Genomic DNA, 21802 nt, shown 5'->3' with positions numbered 1-21802 from the left:
TTTCTATTTATCTGCAACAAACGAGTCACGAACTCGTTTCCAGAACGGAAATGGACGGAAACGAACGAATCGTACTTTCTCATTTGCCACGCGATACTGAATTGATTTCACATCTTGATGAACCATCGTTAAATGGTCCACCGTAATTTGTAAGTTCATTCCTGCAGTCGGCTTCAGCACGCATGTATGATGTTTCGGCAATACGAGCGGCGAACCTACCGTACGAAACACCCGGTTATTAATAGATGCCATTTCCGCAATTTGAATCGCTTCAATAGAAGGGTGAATAATTGCTCCGCCAAGCGCCTTATTATACGCAGTACTTCCCGAAGGAGTAGAAATACAAAGGCCATCCCCGCGGAACGTTTCAAAGTACTCTCCGCGTATTTCCACTTCTGTTACTAATGTACCTTCTGCACTTTTTACAGTCGCTTCATTCATCGCTAAATACTGCGACTCTTTACTCCCATTCACATAGCGAATAATCACTTCTAAAAGCGGATATTCCACCACTTGGAATGGTGTTTTAGCAATTGCAATTACTAATTTCTCTACTTCTGTCGGTAACCAATCTGCATAGAAACCTAAATGCCCTGTATGTACACCAACAAATGCTGTTTCATCCAATCGATTATAATAACGATGAAACGCATATAAAAGCGTTCCATCTCCCCCAACAGAAATTACAATATCGGGTTCCTTTTCATCCATTATAAATCCAAAATCTAGCAAGTATTCTTTCATCGTGCTTGCCAGTGCATCTGATGATTGATCTCCCTTTGACATAATTGTAAATTTCATCGCCCAACACCCTTTAGTTTATGATTCGGAATCTTTCGTTTCTTGCTTTCTTGAAAAAGCTTTCTGCGCTTCTTGAATTTCAAGACGGATAGAAGACATTTCTTCATCTAATAAAAATGCTGCTTCCGCTGCACGTTGCAAGCGTATTTTAATATCTTCAGGAAAACGTCCACTATATTTATAATTTAAAGAATGCTCAATTGTTGCCCAAAAGTTCATTGCTAGCGTACGTATTTGGATTTCTACCAATACTTTTTGTTCACCTTGAATCGTTTGAACTGGGTAACTAATGACAACGTGATAAGAACGATAACCGCTATCTTTCTTCTGCGTGACGTAATCACGTTCTTCCACGATTTCAAAGTCATTTCGTTTTCGAAGATATTCTACAACAGGCTTAATCTCATCAACAAATTGACACATCATTCGAAGGCCCGCGATATCTTGCATATCTTCTCTTAGCCTGTCTAACGGTACATTTCTCTTCTCCGCTTTATCAATAATACTTGCAACCGACTTTACCCTTCCTGTTACAAACTCAATTGGAGAATGCTCTGTTAACATTGCAAATTGAGTACGCATTCCTTTTAGTTTCACTTTCAGCTCTGCCACCGCTTGGTGGTAAGGTGCTAAAAATTCTTCCCAATTTCGATTCATTTCAACCACCACCAAAATCAATCCATTTGCTTATAGAAATACTTTTTCTACAGCAGTTACTAGTTCTTCTCCGTAATTTGCATTACCTTCAATATTTTCAACTAAATATTCTACTTCTTCTTTTAAACCTTCTAATTCCATTTCAATGTCATTCACGCGAACGAACATAACCACGTCGTTATTCATCGCTTCATGCATTGCTTCCCAGCATGTATGCGGAATGCTTACATAAATGAAAGATGATTCGTTTTCTAAGATATATAAAAATGATAAATTATCTGAGTCTACAAGTACGTGATTACGCGCACTTAACTCCTTTACCTCTATTTCACTATTTTCCGCACAAAAAATAAGAGCATTCTCTCTCTTTTCTACGCTCTTAACTTGGATTTTATTTTGCATGCTCTAACTCCTCCATCTCAACTTCCTGTCTTACTTAACAGTATTATTGTATCATAACATGGACGCAAACAAATAAAACATTGAACCAAATTTGTGAAAAAGCGATAATGTGTAAAGAATTATTTTTCAAAAGGAGCGCGCATACAATGACACAAGAAATTGAAATTGAATTTAAAAATATTGTTACAGAAGAAGAATTCAATACATTATGTAAATCATTCTCTATTGAAGGATTTACGAAACAGGTGAATCACTACTTTGAAACACCGAGCTTCTCATTAAAAGAAGCTGGCTCTGCACTTCGTATTCGTCATAAAGGAGAAACTTATACATTAACATTAAAACAACCTGCAGAAGTCGGCTTGTTAGAAACGCATCAAGTTATAACAGCAGATGAAGCAAGATTGATGATGGAAACAAATACAATTATTCAAGGCGCTGTAGTAGATCAACTACACACATTACAAATTCCTGTTTCTGCTTTAACTTATATGGGTAGTTTAACAACTGAAAGAGCCGAAACACTATTTGAAGGCGGAACGCTTGTCTTTGATCATAGTTTCTATTACAATCACGATGATTATGAAATTGAATTTGAAGTGCAAGATGAAGAAGCAGGCAAAGCTGCCTTTATTCATTTGTTAAAGCAACACGACATACCAATCCGTCATACAAATAATAAAGTAAAACGCTTTTTCCTTGCCAAACAAAACAAAGCACGCTAAAGTGAAAATTCCACTAGTGAATACGTTCTACTAGTGGATACATCTCACTTTTTGAAAAAGAAAAGATTCTTTTACATCTGTAGAATAAGCAAAGAACGTTATGAAGGCGGTTTATTTGCCCTCCCTAACATTCCATTGCTACAATAGATATACATTTCATGGAAAAAGGAGTTTAAAAGGATGAGCAAGCAACCGATGACACCATTTGAAGCAATTGGCGGTGAACAATGCATTGCAATATTAGTAGACACATTTTATTCCTATGTCAGTAAACACCCTGACCTATCTCCCATCTTCCCGGATGATTTAACAGAAACAGCTAGGAAGCAGAAGCAATTTTTAACACAATATTTAGGTGGTCCTAATTTGTACACGGAAGAACATGGTCATCCTATGTTAAGAGCACGCCATCTCCCGTTTGAGATTACTCCAAAACGAGCAGAGGCTTGGCTATCGTGCATGGAGCAAGCAATGGATGACACAGGAGTGCACGGTCATATAAGAGAGTTCGTTTTTGAACGTTTAGCATTAACTGCTCAGCATATGGTTAATACTCCAGACGAAACAGGTGAAATATAATGGATAAACAGGAAGCAAAGCATATCAATATGCCATCTCCTTCCGCATGTGAGCATAAGTCTGTAGAAGCATATTTATTTATTGATCCACTTTGTAAAGATTGCTGGGAAATTGAGCCCTTTATTATTAAACTATGGCTTGAATACGGGAAATACTTCTCTATTCGTCATATCGTAACAGGAAAAGTGGACGGAACGAACGCTTCCTCACACAAATGGAATAAACCTGCTAATATTCGATTTGTGTGGGAAAAGACAACAAGTTTACAAGGTTTTTCATGTGATGGAAAGGTACATATGCAAGAAGCATCGTCAACACCATATTTAGTTTCGATGGCAATTAAAGCAGCGGAGTTGCAGGGCCGAAAAGCAGGTTCGAAGTTTTTGCGAAAACTCCAAGAATACATTTTCCTTGAAAATGTATCAAATCCTGACTGCGAATTATTACTTGCATGCGCAAAAGATAGCAATATTGATGTAGAAGAATTTAAAAAAGACCTATATTCCGCTAGCGCAAAAAAGGCTTTCCAATGTGACTTAAAATTCACAAATGAGATGCATATTACAGAAATACCTTCTCTCGTATTCTTTCATGCAAATTCAGATGAAGAAGGTATTAAAATCGCTGGAATGTATTCCTACGACGTCTACGTACAATTATTGAAAGAACTTGTAAAATGTGAAATCGAGCCAGAGCCATTACCACCTTTAGAAGTATTACTGGAAGCGACACAATTTATCTCTTCAAAAGAAGTAGCATTTATATATGACTGCTCGAAGCAAGAAATTGAACGTGAACTAAAAAAATTACAACTGAAACGAAAAGTACAAATGATTGACGTAAAATGTGAGCGTTATTGGAAATGGATAGCAAAAGAAAAAGACCTGGTGTAAACACCAGGTCTTTTTCTTTACGGCTTATAAAAATATTAAAGGGGATGGGAGAAATTTTCACGTTCAAACAAAGGGGTATATGTTTGTATGTGAATTCGTTCACGCTTATTATATTACAAGATTCGACGTCAGATGACAACCCCTTTTGTCGAATTTCACACTTTTGTCACATTCTAAACGTTTTCATTTTTGAATAAGCTATAAAAAAGCTATTTTGGAGGTGTTTTGTATGAAAAAAACGTATATTTTACTTATCATTCTAGCTATCATTGTTTCTTTTTTCTTGTACATCCTCTCCCTACTACAAGCTTTTCCTAAAATGATTGCCTTTCCTCTTTTATTTGGAGTCATTGTCATCGCTCTCTCTTATTTCAACCATAAAAAACGATTTAAAGGGTTTTAATGAACTGTAAAACTGCCTTCTATTTTAGAAAAAAGAAGACAATTCGATTTATTTTCTCGACAAATATCGACAAAATGACATTAAGAAAAAGACGAGGCAAATTCCTCGTCTTTTCTATTACTTCTCTTCAAATAATAATGCTTCTAATTCATTTAATTTCTCTTCAAATACTTGCAATGCTTCTTTTACCGGTTCTGGAGATGCCATATCTACTCCAGCTTTTTTCAGCACTTCAATTGGGTAATCTGAGCTTCCTGCTTTTAAGAACTCATTAATGTAACGTTCTACTGCTGGTTGCCCTTCTTCTAAAATTTGTTTAGATAGAGCCGTTGCTGCACTAAATCCTGTTGCGTATTGGTATACGTAATAGTTGTAGTAGAAGTGCGGAATACGAGACCACTCTAAACCAATTTCTTCATCAATTACTAAAGCATCACCGAAATATTTCTTATTTAAATCATAGTAGATCTCCGTTAGCATGTCTGGTGTTACCGCATGTCCCTCTTGTACTTTCTTATGAATAATATGCTCAAACTCTGCGAACATCGTTTGACGGAATACAGTACCACGGAATCCTTCTAAATAATGATTTAATAAGTATAGACGCTCTTTCTTATCTTCTGTCGTTTTTAATAAATAATCGTTTAGAAGCGCCTCATTACAAGTTGATGCTACTTCCGCAACAAAGATTGAATAATCCCCGTATACGTGCGGCTGCGTTTTTCTTGTGTAGTAACTATGGACAGAATGGCCAAATTCATGAGCAAGTGTAAATAAATTATTTACATTATCATGCCAGTTCATTAAAATATAAGGATTTGTTCCATAGGCACCAGATGAATATGCACCGCTTCGTTTTCCTTTATTCTCATACACATCTACCCAGCGATTTTCATATGCTTCTTTCAAAATATCAACATACTCATCACCAAGTACATGTAAAGACTTTAATAACATGTCTTGCGCTTCTTCATACTTCACATTCATTTTCACTTCGGGTACAAGTGGTGTATATAAATCATACATATGAAGCTCATCAAGCCCTAGTGCACGCTTACGAATATCAATGTAACGATGTAGCAAGTGTAAATTGTCATTTACAGATTGAACAAGTTGATCATACACCGCTTCAGGAATATTATTATTACTTAATGCTGCTTGACGTGCAGAGTCATATTTACGAACGCGTGCATTAAAGTTATTACGCTTCACAGCTCCGCTTAACGTACTTGCAAATGTGTTCTTATATTTCCCGTACGTTTCATATACAGCTTTGAATGCATCTTCACGCACACGACGATCATCACTTTCTAAAAACTGAATGTAACGGCCATGTGTAATTTCTACTTCTTCTCCATCCTCACCTTTAATAGATGGGAATTTCAAATCCGCATTATTCAACATACCAAATGTATTACTTGACGCACTCATTACTTCAGATGCTTCTGCTAATAAAGCCTCTTCCGCTTCAGATAATACGTGAGGGCGTTGACGCGTAATTTCTTCTAACGCATGTTCATATACACTTAAGTCTCTATTTTCTTTCAAGAATGTTTGCAATGTATCTTCTGAAATCGATAAAATTTCAGGCACAATATATGCTGTGCTACTAGATACTTGTGAATATAAATTTGTCGCGCGATCATTTAACGCTTGATACACAGAGTTTGTTGTATCTTGATCGTAACGCATATGTGCATATGTATATAACTTACCTAATCGCATTGAAATTTCATCTTCATATTGCAATGCTTCAAGTAAATTGTTCGCAGAGTCACCAAGTTTCCCTTTAAATTCAGTTAACTTCGGTAATAGCTCTTTAATAGCTTGGAATTCTTGTTCCCATTCTGCATCTGTTTGGAAAATATCTTCTAATCGCCACGTACTTGATTCTTCAATTTCGTTACGATCCGGTAATGTTTTTGCTGTGTTTTGTTCAGACATGCTTTAAGCCCTCCTTTAAATATCTCTACTTACATACAATTCGATTTTTCTTATGTAATTCCTTCAAGATCAGTCTTTATTATATCCGCTTTTCCTTCTCTCATGTTGTACTTTGCCTCAAATAAAGATAAGGCATACGCTAAACTCCTTTCATCATATTTCATAACTTCCTCCTCTGTTTTTAACATGGATATCCCCCGTATTTTCCGGTACTTATAAGCCCCTACTCTCTGCAAGACACCTGCATAACATAAAAATGTCATATATTCAGTAACTGCCACTTTCCATATATGCTGTGAAAAGTACGGGAGCATACGCCTTTTCGTATACTTTTTTATATAACTACACACGTACTTGAGGGAAATACAATCCCCTACCGCAAGCTCACCTATACACTTCATATATAGAAAAGCTTGCCATATAAATGAATTTGTTTGAAAAGCAAATGAGGACGGGAGTGGCACACCAATTTCAGAAGGAAAATTTGCTGGGGTACATTTACATTGATATAAGAGGCGTAATAGTGACTTATCATTATACTTCAAGATGGGCAAAGCGTTTTGACGAAAATAATCCTTTCGCTTCTTCCATTCTCGGTTTAATACTTCCCTTTGGAAAGGAACAGGAGAAAAGAGCATTTCAAAAGTAGTCGTTTCAATTGGTAAATATATAATCTGTGAAAAAGCAACGCTTGTAGAAAATGATGTAATAAACGTGCATTTCATAAATGATTTTTGTTTCGAACAGAAGAAAATAAGAAGTGGCTGAGGATAAGATTGTAAGGAGAAAGCCATAATTGAGGAGAATTTCATCCAGTATGCAGAGTGCTTTTTCAATTGATTTCCACCAATAATCCAAATGACTTGTATACCAGCTTTCCAATACGAATAGGTTCGTTTGCAGAGCTGCTCTATAGAAAGATTGGCGCATTGATATTCAATCGCAATTTTTCTCCCTGCTCTCTCTATAAAAATATCCGGTCGTTGCTGAATCTCTGGTAGATAATGCTCTATCTCTACATGAACATTTTGACGTTTGAACCACCGATATAACAATTCTTTACCGTACATATGATATGTAGATTCTGCTTCATAAAAGGCTAAACATGAATCTACTTTCTTATGAGCAAAATGCCACCTTTTTTGTTTTCCTAATCTCATTAGTACTTCCTTCCCGCAAGCTATGCAAAAGAAACTTTCCCTTTTACGCATATGGTGTAAAAGCTCTTCATCATGATGATCGAGTAGATGAATTTTTTCTCCGTTTTCTCTTTTTGCGATAAATATTGGAATCACACCCTTTCAGCTCCTTATATTCTACAATTTATTACAAATTCCTTTTAAAAAAGAGATGTCCCAATTTTGGACATCTCTTTTTATAATAAAGGCGATAATAACCGGTACGTTGATTCAACGATTCGTCTATGAAGACGCCTTTTATGAAAACGATCGACATGAATTTCACTTGATTCTTCTAAATCGTCTTTAAAATCTTGAACAAGTTTTCGAATGCTATCTGTATCATATAAAAAGGCATTTACTTCAAAGTTCAAATGAAAACTTCTCATATCCATATTCGCTGTCCCAATTGAAGCTAAATCAGAATCGACAATGACAACTTTACTATGGAGAAAACCTTTTTCGTATTCATATATCTTTACCCCTGCATCTAAAAGCTCTGGGAAGTACGATCTCGATGCGTAAAAGACAGTTCGCTTATCAGGCTTACTCGGCATTAACAACCGAACATCAATACCAGCAAGTGCCGCTACTTTTAATGCGGATAAAATATCATCATCCGGAATGAAATACGGCGTTGCAATCCAAATGGATTTCCGCGCAGAAGCAATCATGGCAAAATATAAATGTTTAATTGTTTCCCATTTATTATCCGGCCCACCTGCAACGAGCTGCACGCCGCCCCAATGCTCCCCCTCAACTGCTTTCGCTTGTAAATATTCAGGGGCTAGCACAGCCTCGCCAGTCATATAAAACCAATCTTGAAGGAAAATAAGCTGCAAACTTTGCACAGCTTCCCCACGCAAATATAAATGCGTGTCTCGCCAAAAGCCGAAGTACTTATCCTTTCCTAAATATTCATCACCAATATTTAATCCACCTACAAATCCTTCATTCCCATCAATAATAACGATTTTTCGGTGATTTCGATAATTAATCTTATCGTTTAAAATCGGAAAACGTACAGGGAAGAACGGAATCATTTCGACACCTGCGTCGTTTAATTCTTCAATATATGATTTTGATAATTTAAAACTTCCAACCGCATCATATAAAAAACGAACGACTACGCCTTCTTTTGATTTTTGTATTAAAATATCTTTAATTTCTGTTCCAAGTTTATCATCACGCACAATGTAATATTCCATATGAATGTGATGTTTCGCTCGTTTTAATCCATCTAAAATAGCCTGAAACGTTTCATCTCCATTTGTTAATGTTCTCGTTTCAGTTTGAAATGAAATATTTAAAGCGCCTAAGCGATCCGCTAAACGAAATAACAGCTCTTGATGCTTATGATTGCGCAAAATCCGTTCTTCGTAATCTTCATGCCCCTTATATTGTAAAAACGCTTGTTCATCGAGCAACGCCTTCTTTTGGAACATTCTCTTCCTCCGAAAGTTCTGTCCGAATAATAAATAAGCGAAGAATCCAAATACCGGAAAAATCCCTAACACAATGAGCCATGTAAGTGTTTTTGACGGATGACGGTTCTCTAAGAAAATAACGCAACCAATTAAAAATGCAGATACCGTAAATAAAATACTAATAATACCTAAAATCGAAACATCTTTTATCCCAATTACATCCGAATAAAACGCTACATCAATAAACATACGTAATGACACAAATAATGCGAACAATAGTAAAACAAAGAAAATCAACTTTAACGTATTTTTCATCTCTTACCTCCTTACTAAGAAAGCTTTCCTATTCTTCATATAAAAAGCCGATTTCATACTACAGAAATCGGCCTACGTTTTAGCAGGAAAATTATTGCGAATTGTTTCAAGCGCATGCTCTTTCACAATTTGTTTCCCATACTCACTTACACGATGAATTGTTAAAGTTGATTCTTCCCCGTATTCTAAAACAATGCTTAAAATGCGATCAATTTCTTCTTCATCATGTAGCACTTCATCGAATTCCACATATACATAATAGCGGTCCTCAAATGAATACAGCTCATCTTTTATATCTTCAAAGATAAGACGATGACTTAATGAAATGACATCTTCAAAATCATTAAACTTAATTAAAAAGCCAAACGTACCATCTTCGTTAAAGTTTGTACCTGCTTGTTCCTCTACCTCTTCCACTAATTCTTGCTGGAATAATGATTCAATACCTTCATCTAGAGGAATGTCTATAATTTTATCTACACCTATTGGTAGTTCTAGCTTTTGTCCATCCTTTGAAAGTTCTGCTTTCGTTACAAGTACTTCAATCCCTTTATCGACTGCTTGCACTTGAATCCATAACGGCCCATCAATAAAGAAATCGTCATGATCACGAGCTTCGTCCATCATTTCCCAAAAGAGCTCTTCGCTTCTTTCGCGGTCATACCAAATTTCCTCACGATTAAAGCCTCTGTCCTCTATATCAATGTACGTAATAAAAAATTTCATCGTATGATCATTAATTCTTTCAATATCCAAAATACAACTCTCCCTTCCTGCTTAGAATTGTTATGAAGGGATTCCCCACTCATATGACAAATCAATAGATTCTTGTACTCTCATTTTATGATAAGATTCTCCAGAATGGAAATAAAATCGATTTATTTTACAAAAATAGTTATATACCTATCTTCATTCAATGGTATACACAAATATATCATTGTCGCGATGCCTCACTTATAAAAAAATTGGACATACATTTCCATCTTCCCCCGTACACTGTAATAAAGTGAAACTTTTATTAGAGAAGATGCTTTAGTCCTTTTCACCACATACATATAGTTCGCTTATTAAAACATCATAAATGGAGGCAGACGAATGGACTTAGAGTTTTTAACATCTGTACTAATGATTGTCGGTATCGATGTTGTATTAGGTGGTGACAACGCAATTGTCATCGCACTAGCTAGCCGAAATTTACCTGAATCGAAACGAAATAAAGCTATTTTGATCGGTACTCTTTTAGCAATCGTACTAAGAATTATCCTTACTATACTAGCTGTCTATTTGCTCGACATTCCATTTCTGCAACTTATCGGGGGCATTTTACTTACATTCATTGCAGTAAATTTACTAACTGATAATAGCAACGATCTTTCTTCTATTCAAGGAAAAACAACTTTATTTCAAGCTGTGCGTACAATTGTATTCGCGGACCTTGTTATGGGATTTGACAACGTTATCGCCATTGCAGGGGCAGCTCACGGAAGATTTTTACTCGTAATAATCGGTTTACTCATTTCTATCCCGATTATTATTTGGGGCAGCAAACTCATTTTAATACTTATGGAACGCTTTCCACTCCTCATTTATTGCGGGGCAGCAATTCTCGCTTATACAGCAGGAAAAATGGTCACACATGAAGACAGACTTGCAACCTTTTTTCATAACAACCCAAGTTTCACTGCAGGCATTCCTTACTTATTTATTTTCACCATCTTATGCATCGGCTTTATCGTTCAACGAGTTCGATTACGAAATTTGAAACATTAAAAAAAACCTTCTACTATATAATAGGTAGAAGGTTTTCATATTATTATAATTAATTTACAAGACGCTGTGCTTCACGTAATTGGAACGTTCTTACTGTACGTGGTAAGAAACGGCGGATTTCGTCTTCATTGTAACCTACTTGAAGGCGTTTCTCGTCAATCATAATTGGACGACGTAAAATCCCTGGATAGTCACGAATCATCTTATATAAATCTTGAAGTGGTAAAGACTCTAAGTTTACATTTAATTCTTGGAAAACTTTCGAACGAGTAGAAATAATCTCATCCGTTCCGCTTTCTGTCATACGTAAAATCTCTTTAATTTCCTCAATCGTTAATGGATCTGAGAAAATATTACGTTCTGTATAAGGAATATGATTTTCCTCTAGCCATAATTTCGCCTTTCTACAAGACGTACAGCTTGGAGAACTATATAATGTTACCATACAAAGCTCACTCTCCTTAAAGAGTACAAATTCTGTACTAATTACAGTTTAAATTTCTAAATTCAGCAATTTTTCGCGATACCTTGTCTTAAAACAAAGTGCAAAAATTGCTTTTCATGTAAGCAACAACTTTTAGTAAACAACAATTACTTTTAATAAGTAACTTCTATAATCATTATACAATAGATTTTGCAAGAAATATACAGTAAATTTCCTTCTAATTGAGAAAACTCTTCCGTGCATTTCACTGCTATGTAACATAATCACACTTACTTCAGCTGTTCTTTAACAATAATCTTCAACCCTCTTAACGCTTGCTTTTCATAGATTTTTCATATGATTTATAGTTATTCTCTCATAATCTTTCCTATGAAAAAGAGAACGTTTTCTTACCTTTTTTTGATAAATCAATTAAGAAATGTAAGACTATACAAGTGAGAATCAAAAGAACGTTTGTTCTCATTTTAGCAAACATTCTCATTCATGTCCATACGATTTCTAAAATAAATCAAAAATTTTTCTGATATTTCTTTCTTTTTCATTTTTTATCTCATACAATAAAAATACAGACAGGCAAAGGGGGAATTTGCAAATGATTGCTTTTTTTATTGATTTTGTCACTGTTGCTGCCCTCATCATCGGAATAACAGCATTGATTGGCGTCATTACAAATAGTATTGGTGAAAAACTCTTTGGCGGAAAAGAAAAGATGAAGTTTGTTAATAAAAGTTTGGATGTACAATCCGGCTGGAACCAAGTTGGTGGGAAAGGTATTTATAAGAAACGTACGTATTAAAAAAAGCAGGCAATTACCTGCTTTTTTCTTATTTCTCTACTGACGCCCATTTAAAGCTTAAATCGCCACCATATTTATGGTTGTACATATTTTTAATGGAATCTCTTTGTAAGTATGCTCTACCACGTTGATATACCGGTACAATCGCAGCGTCATCAAGTAACATTTTCTCTGCTTCTAGTAAGCTTTTCCAACGAGCATTTACATCGCTTCCATCTTTTTTTGCTTTCATGATGATCTCATCATATTTCGGATTAGAATATTTCATTTTATTTTGTGATCCGTCAGTTACAAACATATCAAGATATGTAATTGGATCTGGGAAGTCTGCACTCCATCCAGAGAATGACATGACGAAATCGCCCGCATCTTCTAATTTTAGTTTTTGCGCGAATGGTTGTTGTTTAATTTTCACTGTTAAACCTGGTAAATTCTTTTCTAACTCACCTTTTAAATATTCCCCTGTTTTCTTCGATAATTCAACATCTTCGTTTAATAACTCTAATTCGATTTCATTTTTACCAAGCTCTTTTTTACCAGCTTCCCAATATTTCTTCGCTTCTTTCACATTTGGTTTTACAATATCTCCATTTACAGCACGGAAGTCCTTTTTATCCGGTCCTTTAATGAAGTTATCAGGAATTAACCCTGTTGCTGGCTTAGAACCGTTATTTAATAATGTATCAACGAACGGTTTACGTTCAAAAGCAAGTGAAATTGCTTTACGAATATTTTTATTTGCTAACGCTGGATCTTTTTGATTTAAACGAAGGAAGAATACAGATGTATCTTCTACTGTTTGGAAATCTGGTTTTCCTTTATATTTATCGATGAACTCCGCTAATAACGTTGCTCGATCGACTGCGTTTGTTTCATATAAATTAATTGGTGTAGACGTATCTTTAACAATATTAAAGTTTACTTCCTCAATCTTCACTTCTTTATTATCCCAATATGACGAGCTCTTTGTCATTTTAAAGCTACGTTCATGTTGCCAATCACTTAATGTAAATGGTCCGTTATAAAGTGTTGTATTCGCTTCCAAACCAAACTTCGTACCTTGCTCTTTCACGAACTTTTCATTCACAGGATAGAAGATTGGATATACCATTAAATCTACAAGGTATGGAATGGAATTGTCTAATTCCACTTCTAATGTATAATCATCAATCGCCTTTACCCCTAATTGGTCCGGACTCATCTCTTTTTTGTTAATTTTCTCTGCATTTTTTATATCATACATAATGTACGCTGATTTCGCAGCTGTATCTGGGTTAATCGCTCTTTGCCATGCGTATACGAAATCTTTTGCCGTCACAGGCTCACCATTTGACCATTTTGCGTCTTCACGTAATTTAAATGTATATTTTTTACCGTCTTCTGATTTTTTGAATTCCTTCGCTACACCAGGAACAAGCTTATCGTCTTTTCCTAAACTGTATAAGCCTTCCATCGTATTAGTCATTACTCTTGAAGAAACTGCATCAGCTGATAACGCTGGATCCATCGTTGGAATTTCTTGCGTTTCAATTAAGTTAATAACTTGCTTCGCACCGCTTTTCCCGCTATCCCCTTTTGCGTTCGCTTGCGGTTCATCTTTTTGGTAGCTACATGCCCCTAACATCATGCTCATTGCTACTGTTGATACTACAAAAACTGGCATCTTTTTTTTCATACTTCCACCCTCCACAAAAATGTTAGCCCTTTCATTTTCAAACAAAAAGAAATATATATATGTTCTAATAATTCATATTATACACACAAATATATTTTTTGTATATTTATATTTCTATTTTATTAAAATTTTCTGTTAAAAATTAAACCTTTGTAAACGTTTCATATTGCTGATTATCCTTACTAAAGTGTTGAAAATAGTTATTTTTATATTTTTCTAAATTATCAGAGAAAAACAAAATTTATATCTTATAATACTTTACGCATAATTATCCTTCTGTTTTTATCATAAAATAGCTCTCCCTTCATAATAAAGATATGTAGGTTAAAATGAGTGCAAAGGTCAAGAAAGTATGTTACGATACACTTTGCTAAAAATAGATATCGGTAAAGAGGGGACGGACATGACAGCAATTCAGGCAAAAAACAGGCCTACTGAGAAATTAAGTTTATTCTTATTAACATGGCCTATTTTTCTAGAAGTTTTTCTATTTATGTTAATGGGGATCGCTGATACTTTCATGTTAAGTGCATTATCAGACGATGCTGTATCTGGGGTTGGTGCAGCGAATCAATATCTCCATATCGCTATTTTGGTACTAGAAGTCATCGGGAACGGCGCAGCCATCGTCGTATCTCAATACCTCGGTTCCAAACGTTTTATGGAAGCATCAAAAATATCAGCTTTAGCCGTCACATTAAATTTAGTGGTCGGACTCGTTATAAGCGCTGGTTTTCTTTTATTCTCAAAACATATGATGATGGCAATGAACTTACAAGGCGATGTACTAATGTATGCACAGAGCTATTTATCTATCGTCGGAGGAGCTATTTTCCTTCAAGCTATTATTAATTCATTAGCCGCAATTATCCGCGTACATGGCTTCACAAAGCAAGCGATGTTTATTTCTCTTGGAATGAATATTATTCATATCGCTGGAAACTACGTACTCATTTTCGGGAAATTTGGTTTCCCAGAACTCGGTGTACAAGGGGCTGCCATTTCTTCTGCTGTCAGCAGGCTAATCGCGCTTATCGTTTTCTTCTGGTTACTGTACCGCGTTATGGAGTACCGTGTAAAATTACAATACTACTTCACCTTATCAAAAGAATATATCGGGAAAATTTTAAAAATCGGAATTCCATCTGCGTTTGAGCAGGTTATGTATCAAGCTTGCCAAATTGTCTTCTTATACTATGCAACATATTTAGGAACGGAATCGTTAGCTGCTAGACAATACGCTACGAACATCTCTATGTTCACTTATTTATTCGCTATTGCAATCGGTATGGGAACTGCAATTATTATCGGACGCCTCGTTGGCGGTGGTGAAAAAGATGAAGCGTATGAACGTGTATGGAAAAGTGTAAAGTGGGCGATCGGTGTCACTTTATGTATGGTTGCTCTCGTTATTACATTCCGCACACAATTAATGGGACTATTTACAGATAATCCGCACATTATTGCGTTAGGTGCGTCAGTTCTTTTACTAAGTGTACTACTTGAAACAGGGCGTACGATGAACATCGTCATCATCAATTCACTTCGCGCAGCTGGTGATGCAAAGTACCCAGTTTTAATCGGCGCATTCTCTATGGTGTTAATGAGTTTACCACTCGGTTATTTTTTCGCCTTCCATTTAGATATGGGGCTCGTTGGTATTTGGCTAGCAATCGCTATTGATGAATGGACACGTGCCATTATTATGTTCTTCCGCTGGAAAAGTAGAGCGTGGGAGCGTTATGCACTTGTTAAACCTGAAGAACAAGAGGAGATTGTTTCTGTTCAGGCGCAATAATACTCTTTTAATTAAGGCGTAGTCATTAGTATAGGCAACTTATATTTGCGATTCTTTACATATATCGACTTACCGAGAAATATTGACAACTCTTTTATATAGTAAAAAAATCCATTCTTCTGTAATAGAAGAATGGATTTTTTATTATTGATAAATCTCTTTATATTTCTTGTACTCCGCTTCAGAACATAGTACGAAATGTCCCGGGCGAATTTCACGCATTGTCGGTTCTTCACTGCCATAATTGTGCTGAGATGGATCGTATACGATACGTTTACGATTGCGCTCATAATCTGGATCTGGAAGTGGAATTGCTGATAATAGTGATTTTGTATATGGATGAATTGGATTTGCATATAACTCATCACTTGTTGTTAATTCAACGATTTGACCACGGTACATTACACCAATGCGGTCACTAATGTATTTTACCATTGATAAATCATGGGCAATGAATAAGTATGTTAAACCTTTTTCTTTTTGTAACTTTTTCAGTAAGTTTACAACTTGCGCCTGAATTGATACGTCAAGTGCTGAGATTGGCTCATCGGCAATGATAAATTCAGGTTCTACAGCAAGTGCACGAGCGATACCGATACGCTGACGTTGTCCACCTGAGAATTCATGAGGGAAACGGTTTGCGTGCTCTTTATTTAAGCCAACTGTGTTTAATAATTCATGAACACGGTCCATACGCTCTTTTTTGTTTTTCGCTAATCCGTGAATATCAATACCTTCTGCAATAATATCCCCTACTGTCATACGTGGGTTTAATGATGCATATGGATCTTGGAAAATCATTTGCATTTTACGGTTGAATTTCTTCAATTCTGCGCGTGATTTTTTGCCATGTACATTTTCACCGTCGAACAATACTTCACCTGCAGTTGCATCATATAAACGAATGATCGTTCTTCCAGTTGTTGATTTACCACAACCCGATTCTCCTACAAGACCAAATGTTTCTCCGCGGTAAATATCAAATGAAATATCATTAACCGCTTTGACAACACCACCACTCACGTCGAAGTGCTGCTTTACATTTTTTACTTCAATTAATTTCTCACGTTGTTTAGTCATGTTGTTCACCTGCTTTCATTTGAAGAATGCGTTTTTCAACGACTGCCGGCGGTTTTACTTCTGGAGCTTGCTCATGAAGTAACCAAGTTGCCGCATAGTGTGTATCACTTACTTTAAATAAAGGTGGGTCCATTTCAAAATCAATTTTCAGTGCCTGTGGGTTACGTGGTGCAAAAGCATCTCCCTTTGGCGGCTTCAATAAATCTGGAGGCGTTCCAGGGATTGCATATAACTCTTCTTCTGAACCATCTAAACTTGGCATAGATGCGATTAAGCCCCAAGTATATGGATGTTTTGGATTGTAGAAAATTTCATCTACAGTTCCGATTTCAACAACTTTACCAGCGTACATAACTGCTACGCGGTCCGCAACGTTCGCCACTACACCTAAGTCATGCGTAATGAAAATGATTGCTGCTTCTGTTTTTTGTTGAATGTCCTTCATAAGCTCTAAAATTTGCGCCTGAATTGTAACGTCTAGCGCTGTTGTCGGCTCATCGGCAATCAATAATTTTGGGTTACAAGCTAATGCCATCGCAATAACTACACGCTGCCTCATACCACCAGAGAATTGGTGCGGATATTGTTTTAAACGAGCTTCTGGATTTGGAATACCTACAAGGTCGATTAATTCCAACGCAACTTTACGTGCGTCTGCTTTACTCATTCCTTGGTGTTTAATAAGGCCTTCCATAATTTGATTTCCAATTGTCATCGTTGGGTTTAATGATGTCATTGGATCTTGGAAAATCATCGCGATATCTTTACCACGTACTTGCTGCATTTCTTTTTCTGTTAATTTCGTTAAGTCACGACCTTCAAATACGATTTCACCATTTTTAATGCGTCCAGGAGGATTCGGAATTAATCCCATTAACGCTTTAGAAGTAACTGATTTCCCAGAACCAGATTCTCCTACAATCGCTAATGTTTCCCCTTTTTTCAAATCAAAAGTAACGCCGCGTACAGCTTGTACTTCACCTGCATGTGTATCAAAGGAGACTTGTAAATCTTTTACCTCTAACAATGTTTTCATCTTTGCCTCTCCCCTCTTTTACTTACGCATTTTTGGATCTAACGCATCGCGTAATCCGTCTGCCATTAAGTTAAACGCTAAAATTAATATACTGATGACAACCGCAGGAATGAACATCATATGCGGATACGTTTGAATTGATTTATAACCGTCATTTACAAGAGAACCAAGTGATGCGAATGGTGGCTGAATACCTAAACCGATGAAGCTTAAGAACGCCTCACCAAACACCGCTGTTGGAATTGTAAACATTGTCATTACAATAATTGGTCCCATTACGTTCGGGATTAAGTGTTTTACAATTAATTGTGTATTTGTTGCACCTAATGTACGAGATGCTAATACGTATTCTTGATTTTTTAATTTAAGGATTTGTCCACGAACGATACGCGACATCCCTATCCAACCTGTAATTGCCATTGCGAGTGTAATTGACCATATACCAGATCCCATAATGATTACCATTAAAATAACGATGATTAAGTATGGAATACCGTTAATAATCTCCATAATACGTTGCATAATGTTATCTACTCTACCGCCATAGAACGCTGAAATACCTCCATATGCAACCCCAATTACTAAGTCAATTGCTGCTGCTAAAAGAGCGATATATAATGATACGCGTGTACCTTCCCATGTTCTTGTCCATAAATCGCGTCCAAGATCATCTGTACCAAACCAGAAATACTCTTTAATATCACGTTTTTCATATTGGTCAACACCATATTGATCTGTACCGTCAAATGGTAACCAATGAACATTTTCAATAACTGGAATTTTCGGTGGCAATTTTGCACGTCCTAAATCTTGCTCTTTATACGAGTGCTTACTTACCATCGGTCCGAAGATTGCTAGTAAGATAATAAGCGTTAATAAAACTAAACCAAACATTGCTCCTTTATGTTGGAACAAACGTCTTCTTACATCTTGCCAAAACGTTAAGCTTGGACGGGCAATGACTTCATTATCCACATTATTTTGATTAGCTTGTTGAAATAAGTCTGGAGATAATTTTTGTACATCTTTCATCATTTTTTCCCTCCCGCTAAACGAATACGAGGATCAATAATTCCGTATAAAATATCAACAATGAAAATAACTAAGATGAAGATCGCACTATAGAAAATTGTAGTTCCCATAATAACTGTATAGTCATTCACTGTAATAGATTTAACGAACTGTTCCCCTAGTCCTGGTACAGCATAAATTTGCTCAATAACTAATGTACCTGTAATTAACCCTGCAACCATTGGTCCTAAAATTGTTACAACTGGAATTAACGCGTTACGAAGGGCGTGTTTGATAATGATAACGCCTTGGCTAATTCCTTTCGCTTTCGCTGTTAAAATGTAGTCAGCTTGCATAACTTCAATTAACTCTGCACGAGCGAAACGTGCGATTGTTGCGATAACTGCCATCGATAAAGCGATTGTAGGCATTACTGTAAACTCTGGCCCTTTCCAGAATGCTACTGGGAACCATCCAAGTTTTACCCCTACGAAATATTGTAGTAATGCGGCAAATACGAACGATGGTACCGACATCCCGAGTACGGAAATAATTGTCGCTCCATAGTCGACCCACGTATTGTTACGAAGTGCCGCAACGATTCCTAAAATTAAACCGATAAATGTTCCTAATATAATCGCTTGTAAACCAAGTTGTGCTGATGGTCCAATGCGATCCACAATCATGTCTGTTACTGGACGGTTATCATATTGGAATGATACCCCTAAATCCCCTTTTGCTAAGTTACCTAAGTAACGTGCATATTGAACTGGTACTGGATCATTTAAACCATATTTTTCAAGAATGATTTCTTTTTGTGCCGGTGATAACTTCTCCTGATTTTTAAGCGGAGAACCTGGAAGTAATTTCATCAAAAAGAAAGTCAACGTAGTAATTAAAAATAATGTCAAAGCCATGTACACGAAACGTTTTAATACATAACGTCCCATAGTCAAGCACCTCCCCGTTTTTCTCAAAAGCAATAAGATAGTTTAAAATATTCTTACTTTTATTTTTTTAAAATAAGAGTACATGCCCATCATAGGCATATACCCTTATTCATGATGGAAACCATTTTTAGTTTTTGAGTTCAACCCACTTATAGCTAAATTCCCCGCCATATTTATGTTCTAATAGGCCAGTAATAGATTGGCGTTGTAAATATGCTTTTCCAGGTTGATATACTGGAGCAATCGCCGCATCTTCAAGCAGTTGTTTTTCCGCTTGTAATAATGCATCCCAGCGAGCTTGTACATCAACTTCTGTTTTTGCTTTTTTAATTAAATCATCATACGCTGGGTTTGCGTAATGTACTTTGTTTTGTGCATTACCTGTCGTATACATTTCAAGGAATGACATTGGATCCATATAATCTGGACTCCATCCCGCATATGACATTGCATAATCTCCACTTGCTTCAAGTTTTAATTTTTGTGCAAATGGTTGCATTTTTGTTGGAACTGTTAAACCTGGTAAGTTCTTTTCAAATTGGCCTTTTAAATACTCTCCGATTTTTTTAGCATCATCAGTATCAAAGTTTAATAGCTCTAACTCTACTTTGTCTACACCAAGTTCTTTTTTACCAGCTTCCCAGTATTTTTGTGCTTCTTTCATATCCTCTTTTATAAGCTTTCCGTTTTCTTCACGGAAGTCTTTTCCATTCGGACCTTTTGCTAAGCCTTTCGGAACAAAACCATATATACCCTCTGAACCATCGTTTAAGATTACTTTTCCGATGTTTTCACGTTCAAAGGACATTGCAATTGCTTTTCGGATATTTTTATTTGCTAAAAATTTATTCTTTTCATTTAAGCGAATAAATTGTGTAGATGGTCTCTTAATCGTTTTAAAGTCAGCATCTGATTTGTATTTATCTACAAACTCTGATGTTAAGACTACACGATCAATTGCTTTCGTTTCATATAAATTTATAGCAGTTGAACGATCCTTAACAATATTGAAGTTTATTTCCTCAAGTTTTACTTCTTTATTTTCCCAATACGTTGGATTCTTCTTAAGTTGGAAACTTTGTTCATGCTTCCATTCATTTAATACGAATGGACCATTATAAAGTGTCGTATTGGATTCTAATCCAAACTTTGCTCCTTGTTCTGTTACAAATTTCTCATTCAAAGGATATAATGTTGGATAGACTGTTAAACTTACAAAATAAGGAACAGGGTTATCTAATTCCACTTCAAGTGTATGATCATCAATTGCCTTTACACCAAGTTCTTCAACTGGTAATTCTTTTTTGTTAACTTTCTCCGCATTTTTAACATCAAATAGTATGTAAGCAAACTTGGCACCCGTGTTTGAATCTACAGCTCTTCGCCAAGAATAAACGAAGTCCTTCGCTGTTACAGGTTCACCATTAGACCATTTCGCATCTTCACGTAACTTAAACACATATTTTTTGCCATCCTCTGATTTCTCATAAGATTTAGCGACACCCGGAACAAGTTTATCATCTTTCCCCAGACGATATAACCCTTCCATTGTGTTATTCATGATGTTAGAAGATGTTGCATCTGTTGATAACGTCGTATCCATAGTTGGGATTTCAGCTGTCTCAGTTAGATTTAACACTTGCTTGTTTGAGGATTTTTCTTTCGCGCCTGCTTTATTATCCTCTTTTTGGTAACTACAAGCTCCTAACATACTGACAGTCAACGTCGATGCAAGTAATAACGGTATCTTTTTCTTCATGTTGTGTTGCCTCCCCTAATTGCACTTCCTGTACCCTCACTTGTAAAAAAGTAGAATTGAAAGAATAATCTCCAAGTTTCTACAATTTTCATTATACATATAATATGACGATTGTGAATATAGTTTTTTGTTTTTTTGTTAAAATTTTTAATAAAATG

At 36.0% G+C, this 21802-nt stretch carries 21 protein-coding genes; 7 read left to right on the top strand and 14 right to left on the bottom strand.

Features of this window, described 5'->3' with window-relative positions:
• Positions 1–3 precede the first annotated feature (3 nt).
• Genes ACTFR9_RS20290 through ACTFR9_RS20280 form a run of 3 tightly spaced genes read right to left on the bottom strand, consistent with a single transcriptional unit; the run spans position 4 to position 1860 of the window.
• Positions 4–801, bottom strand: coding sequence for an NAD kinase (locus ACTFR9_RS20290; protein WP_000673184.1), 798 nt, complete (start codon positions 799–801; stop codon positions 4–6).
• Between the two features lie 18 nt (positions 802–819).
• Positions 820–1458: a GTP pyrophosphokinase gene (locus tag ACTFR9_RS20285; protein ID WP_001081482.1), complete on the bottom strand. Its 639-nt coding sequence runs from the start codon at positions 1456–1458 to the stop codon at positions 820–822.
• Between the two features lie 30 nt (positions 1459–1488).
• A complete protein-coding gene (locus ACTFR9_RS20280; RefSeq protein WP_001180003.1) occupies positions 1489–1860 on the bottom strand; it encodes a hypothetical protein in 372 nt (123 codons plus the stop codon).
• A gap of 146 nt (positions 1861–2006) precedes the next feature.
• On the opposite strand from ACTFR9_RS20280, the gene ACTFR9_RS20275 reads away from it, so the two are divergent.
• The 4 genes from ACTFR9_RS20275 (at position 2007) to ACTFR9_RS20260 (ending at position 4460) form a co-directional block, all read left to right on the top strand.
• Positions 2007–2585: a CYTH domain-containing protein gene (locus tag ACTFR9_RS20275; RefSeq protein ID WP_000191110.1), complete on the top strand. Its 579-nt coding sequence runs from the start codon at positions 2007–2009 to the stop codon at positions 2583–2585.
• Between the two features lie 180 nt (positions 2586–2765).
• Entirely contained in the window at positions 2766–3164 is a 399-nt protein-coding gene (locus ACTFR9_RS20270; RefSeq protein ID WP_000043380.1) for a globin domain-containing protein, read from the top strand.
• Complete coding sequence (locus tag ACTFR9_RS20265) at positions 3164–4057, top strand: ClpXP adapter SpxH family protein (RefSeq protein WP_000360650.1); 894 nt, start codon at positions 3164–3166, stop codon at positions 4055–4057. Before ACTFR9_RS20270 ends, ACTFR9_RS20265 begins: the two co-directional genes overlap by 1 nt.
• Before the next feature lie 229 nt (positions 4058–4286).
• The gene (locus ACTFR9_RS20260) at positions 4287–4460 is read left to right on the top strand and encodes a hypothetical protein (RefSeq protein WP_000754592.1); all 174 of its coding nucleotides are present in this window, start codon (positions 4287–4289) and stop codon (positions 4458–4460) included.
• A gap of 117 nt (positions 4461–4577) precedes the next feature.
• On the opposite strand, the gene pepF is transcribed toward ACTFR9_RS20260, so the two are convergent.
• The 4 genes from pepF to mecA all read right to left on the bottom strand — a co-directional run bounded on the left by pepF (position 4578) and on the right by mecA (position 10080).
• Positions 4578–6404, bottom strand: a complete 1827-nt coding sequence (gene pepF, locus ACTFR9_RS20255) for an oligoendopeptidase F (protein WP_000003390.1) — start codon at positions 6402–6404, stop codon at positions 4578–4580.
• A gap of 50 nt (positions 6405–6454) precedes the next feature.
• Positions 6455–7699 carry a competence protein CoiA gene (locus tag ACTFR9_RS20250; protein ID WP_000612266.1) on the bottom strand — a complete coding sequence of 415 codons (1245 nt, stop codon included), beginning with the start codon at positions 7697–7699 and terminating at the stop codon, positions 6455–6457.
• 80 nt (positions 7700–7779) lie between these two features.
• Positions 7780–9324 carry a cardiolipin synthase gene (locus ACTFR9_RS20245; RefSeq protein ID WP_000799204.1) on the bottom strand — a complete coding sequence of 515 codons (1545 nt, stop codon included), beginning with the start codon at positions 9322–9324 and terminating at the stop codon, positions 7780–7782.
• A gap of 72 nt (positions 9325–9396) precedes the next feature.
• Positions 9397–10080 (bottom strand): adaptor protein MecA, encoded by a 684-nt coding sequence (mecA, locus tag ACTFR9_RS20240; protein WP_000350710.1) that lies wholly within the window; start codon positions 10078–10080, stop codon positions 9397–9399.
• 339 nt (positions 10081–10419) lie between these two features.
• Between mecA and ACTFR9_RS20235 the strand changes: the two genes are divergently transcribed.
• On the top strand, positions 10420–11094 hold the full coding sequence (locus ACTFR9_RS20235) for a TerC family protein (protein WP_000362603.1): 675 nt from the start codon (positions 10420–10422) through the stop codon (positions 11092–11094).
• A 49-nt stretch (positions 11095–11143) separates the two neighbouring features.
• Here the strand turns inward: ACTFR9_RS20235 and spx are convergent, their stop codons facing one another.
• The gene (gene spx / locus ACTFR9_RS20230) at positions 11144–11539 is read right to left on the bottom strand and encodes a transcriptional regulator Spx (RefSeq protein ID WP_000258267.1); all 396 of its coding nucleotides are present in this window, start codon (positions 11537–11539) and stop codon (positions 11144–11146) included.
• Positions 11540–12131: 592 nt separating this feature from the next.
• Between spx and ACTFR9_RS20225 the strand changes: the two genes are divergently transcribed.
• A complete protein-coding gene (locus tag ACTFR9_RS20225; protein ID WP_000559978.1) occupies positions 12132–12335 on the top strand; it encodes a hypothetical protein in 204 nt (67 codons plus the stop codon).
• A gap of 28 nt (positions 12336–12363) precedes the next feature.
• Here the strand turns inward: ACTFR9_RS20225 and ACTFR9_RS20220 are convergent, their stop codons facing one another.
• Positions 12364–14010 (bottom strand): peptide ABC transporter substrate-binding protein, encoded by a 1647-nt coding sequence (locus ACTFR9_RS20220; RefSeq protein WP_000728612.1) that lies wholly within the window; start codon positions 14008–14010, stop codon positions 12364–12366.
• A gap of 352 nt (positions 14011–14362) precedes the next feature.
• On the opposite strand from ACTFR9_RS20220, the gene ACTFR9_RS20215 reads away from it, so the two are divergent.
• Complete coding sequence (locus tag ACTFR9_RS20215) at positions 14363–15808, top strand: MATE family efflux transporter (protein WP_071727855.1); 1446 nt, start codon at positions 14363–14365, stop codon at positions 15806–15808.
• Positions 15809–15952: 144 nt separating this feature from the next.
• Here the strand turns inward: ACTFR9_RS20215 and ACTFR9_RS20210 are convergent, their stop codons facing one another.
• The 5 genes from ACTFR9_RS20210 to ACTFR9_RS20190 all read right to left on the bottom strand — a co-directional run bounded on the left by ACTFR9_RS20210 (position 15953) and on the right by ACTFR9_RS20190 (position 21644).
• Positions 15953–16888 (bottom strand): ABC transporter ATP-binding protein, encoded by a 936-nt coding sequence (locus ACTFR9_RS20210; protein ID WP_000166346.1) that lies wholly within the window; start codon positions 16886–16888, stop codon positions 15953–15955.
• Positions 16881–17924 (bottom strand): ABC transporter ATP-binding protein, encoded by a 1044-nt coding sequence (locus ACTFR9_RS20205; RefSeq protein WP_000854346.1) that lies wholly within the window; start codon positions 17922–17924, stop codon positions 16881–16883. The genes ACTFR9_RS20210 and ACTFR9_RS20205 overlap by 8 nt, the downstream gene beginning before the upstream one ends.
• An 18-nt stretch (positions 17925–17942) precedes the next feature.
• The gene (gene opp3C, locus ACTFR9_RS20200; RefSeq protein ID WP_000974101.1) at positions 17943–18959 is read right to left on the bottom strand and encodes an oligopeptide ABC transporter permease; all 1017 of its coding nucleotides are present in this window, start codon (positions 18957–18959) and stop codon (positions 17943–17945) included.
• Positions 18956–19885, bottom strand: coding sequence for an oligopeptide ABC transporter permease (gene opp3b / locus ACTFR9_RS20195; protein ID WP_000534165.1), 930 nt, complete (start codon positions 19883–19885; stop codon positions 18956–18958). Before opp3b ends, opp3C begins: the two co-directional genes overlap by 4 nt.
• Before the next feature lie 127 nt (positions 19886–20012).
• On the bottom strand, positions 20013–21644 hold the full coding sequence (locus ACTFR9_RS20190) for a peptide ABC transporter substrate-binding protein (protein WP_000727235.1): 1632 nt from the start codon (positions 21642–21644) through the stop codon (positions 20013–20015).
• Positions 21645–21802: the final 158 nt, after the last annotated feature.

It is taken from the genome of Bacillus cereus group sp. MYBK222-1, from assembly GCF_051916425.1.
Lineage (GTDB): Bacteria > Bacillota > Bacilli > Bacillales > Bacillaceae_G > Bacillus_A > Bacillus_A paranthracis.
This window is presented reverse-complemented; position numbering and strand designations above follow the sequence as displayed.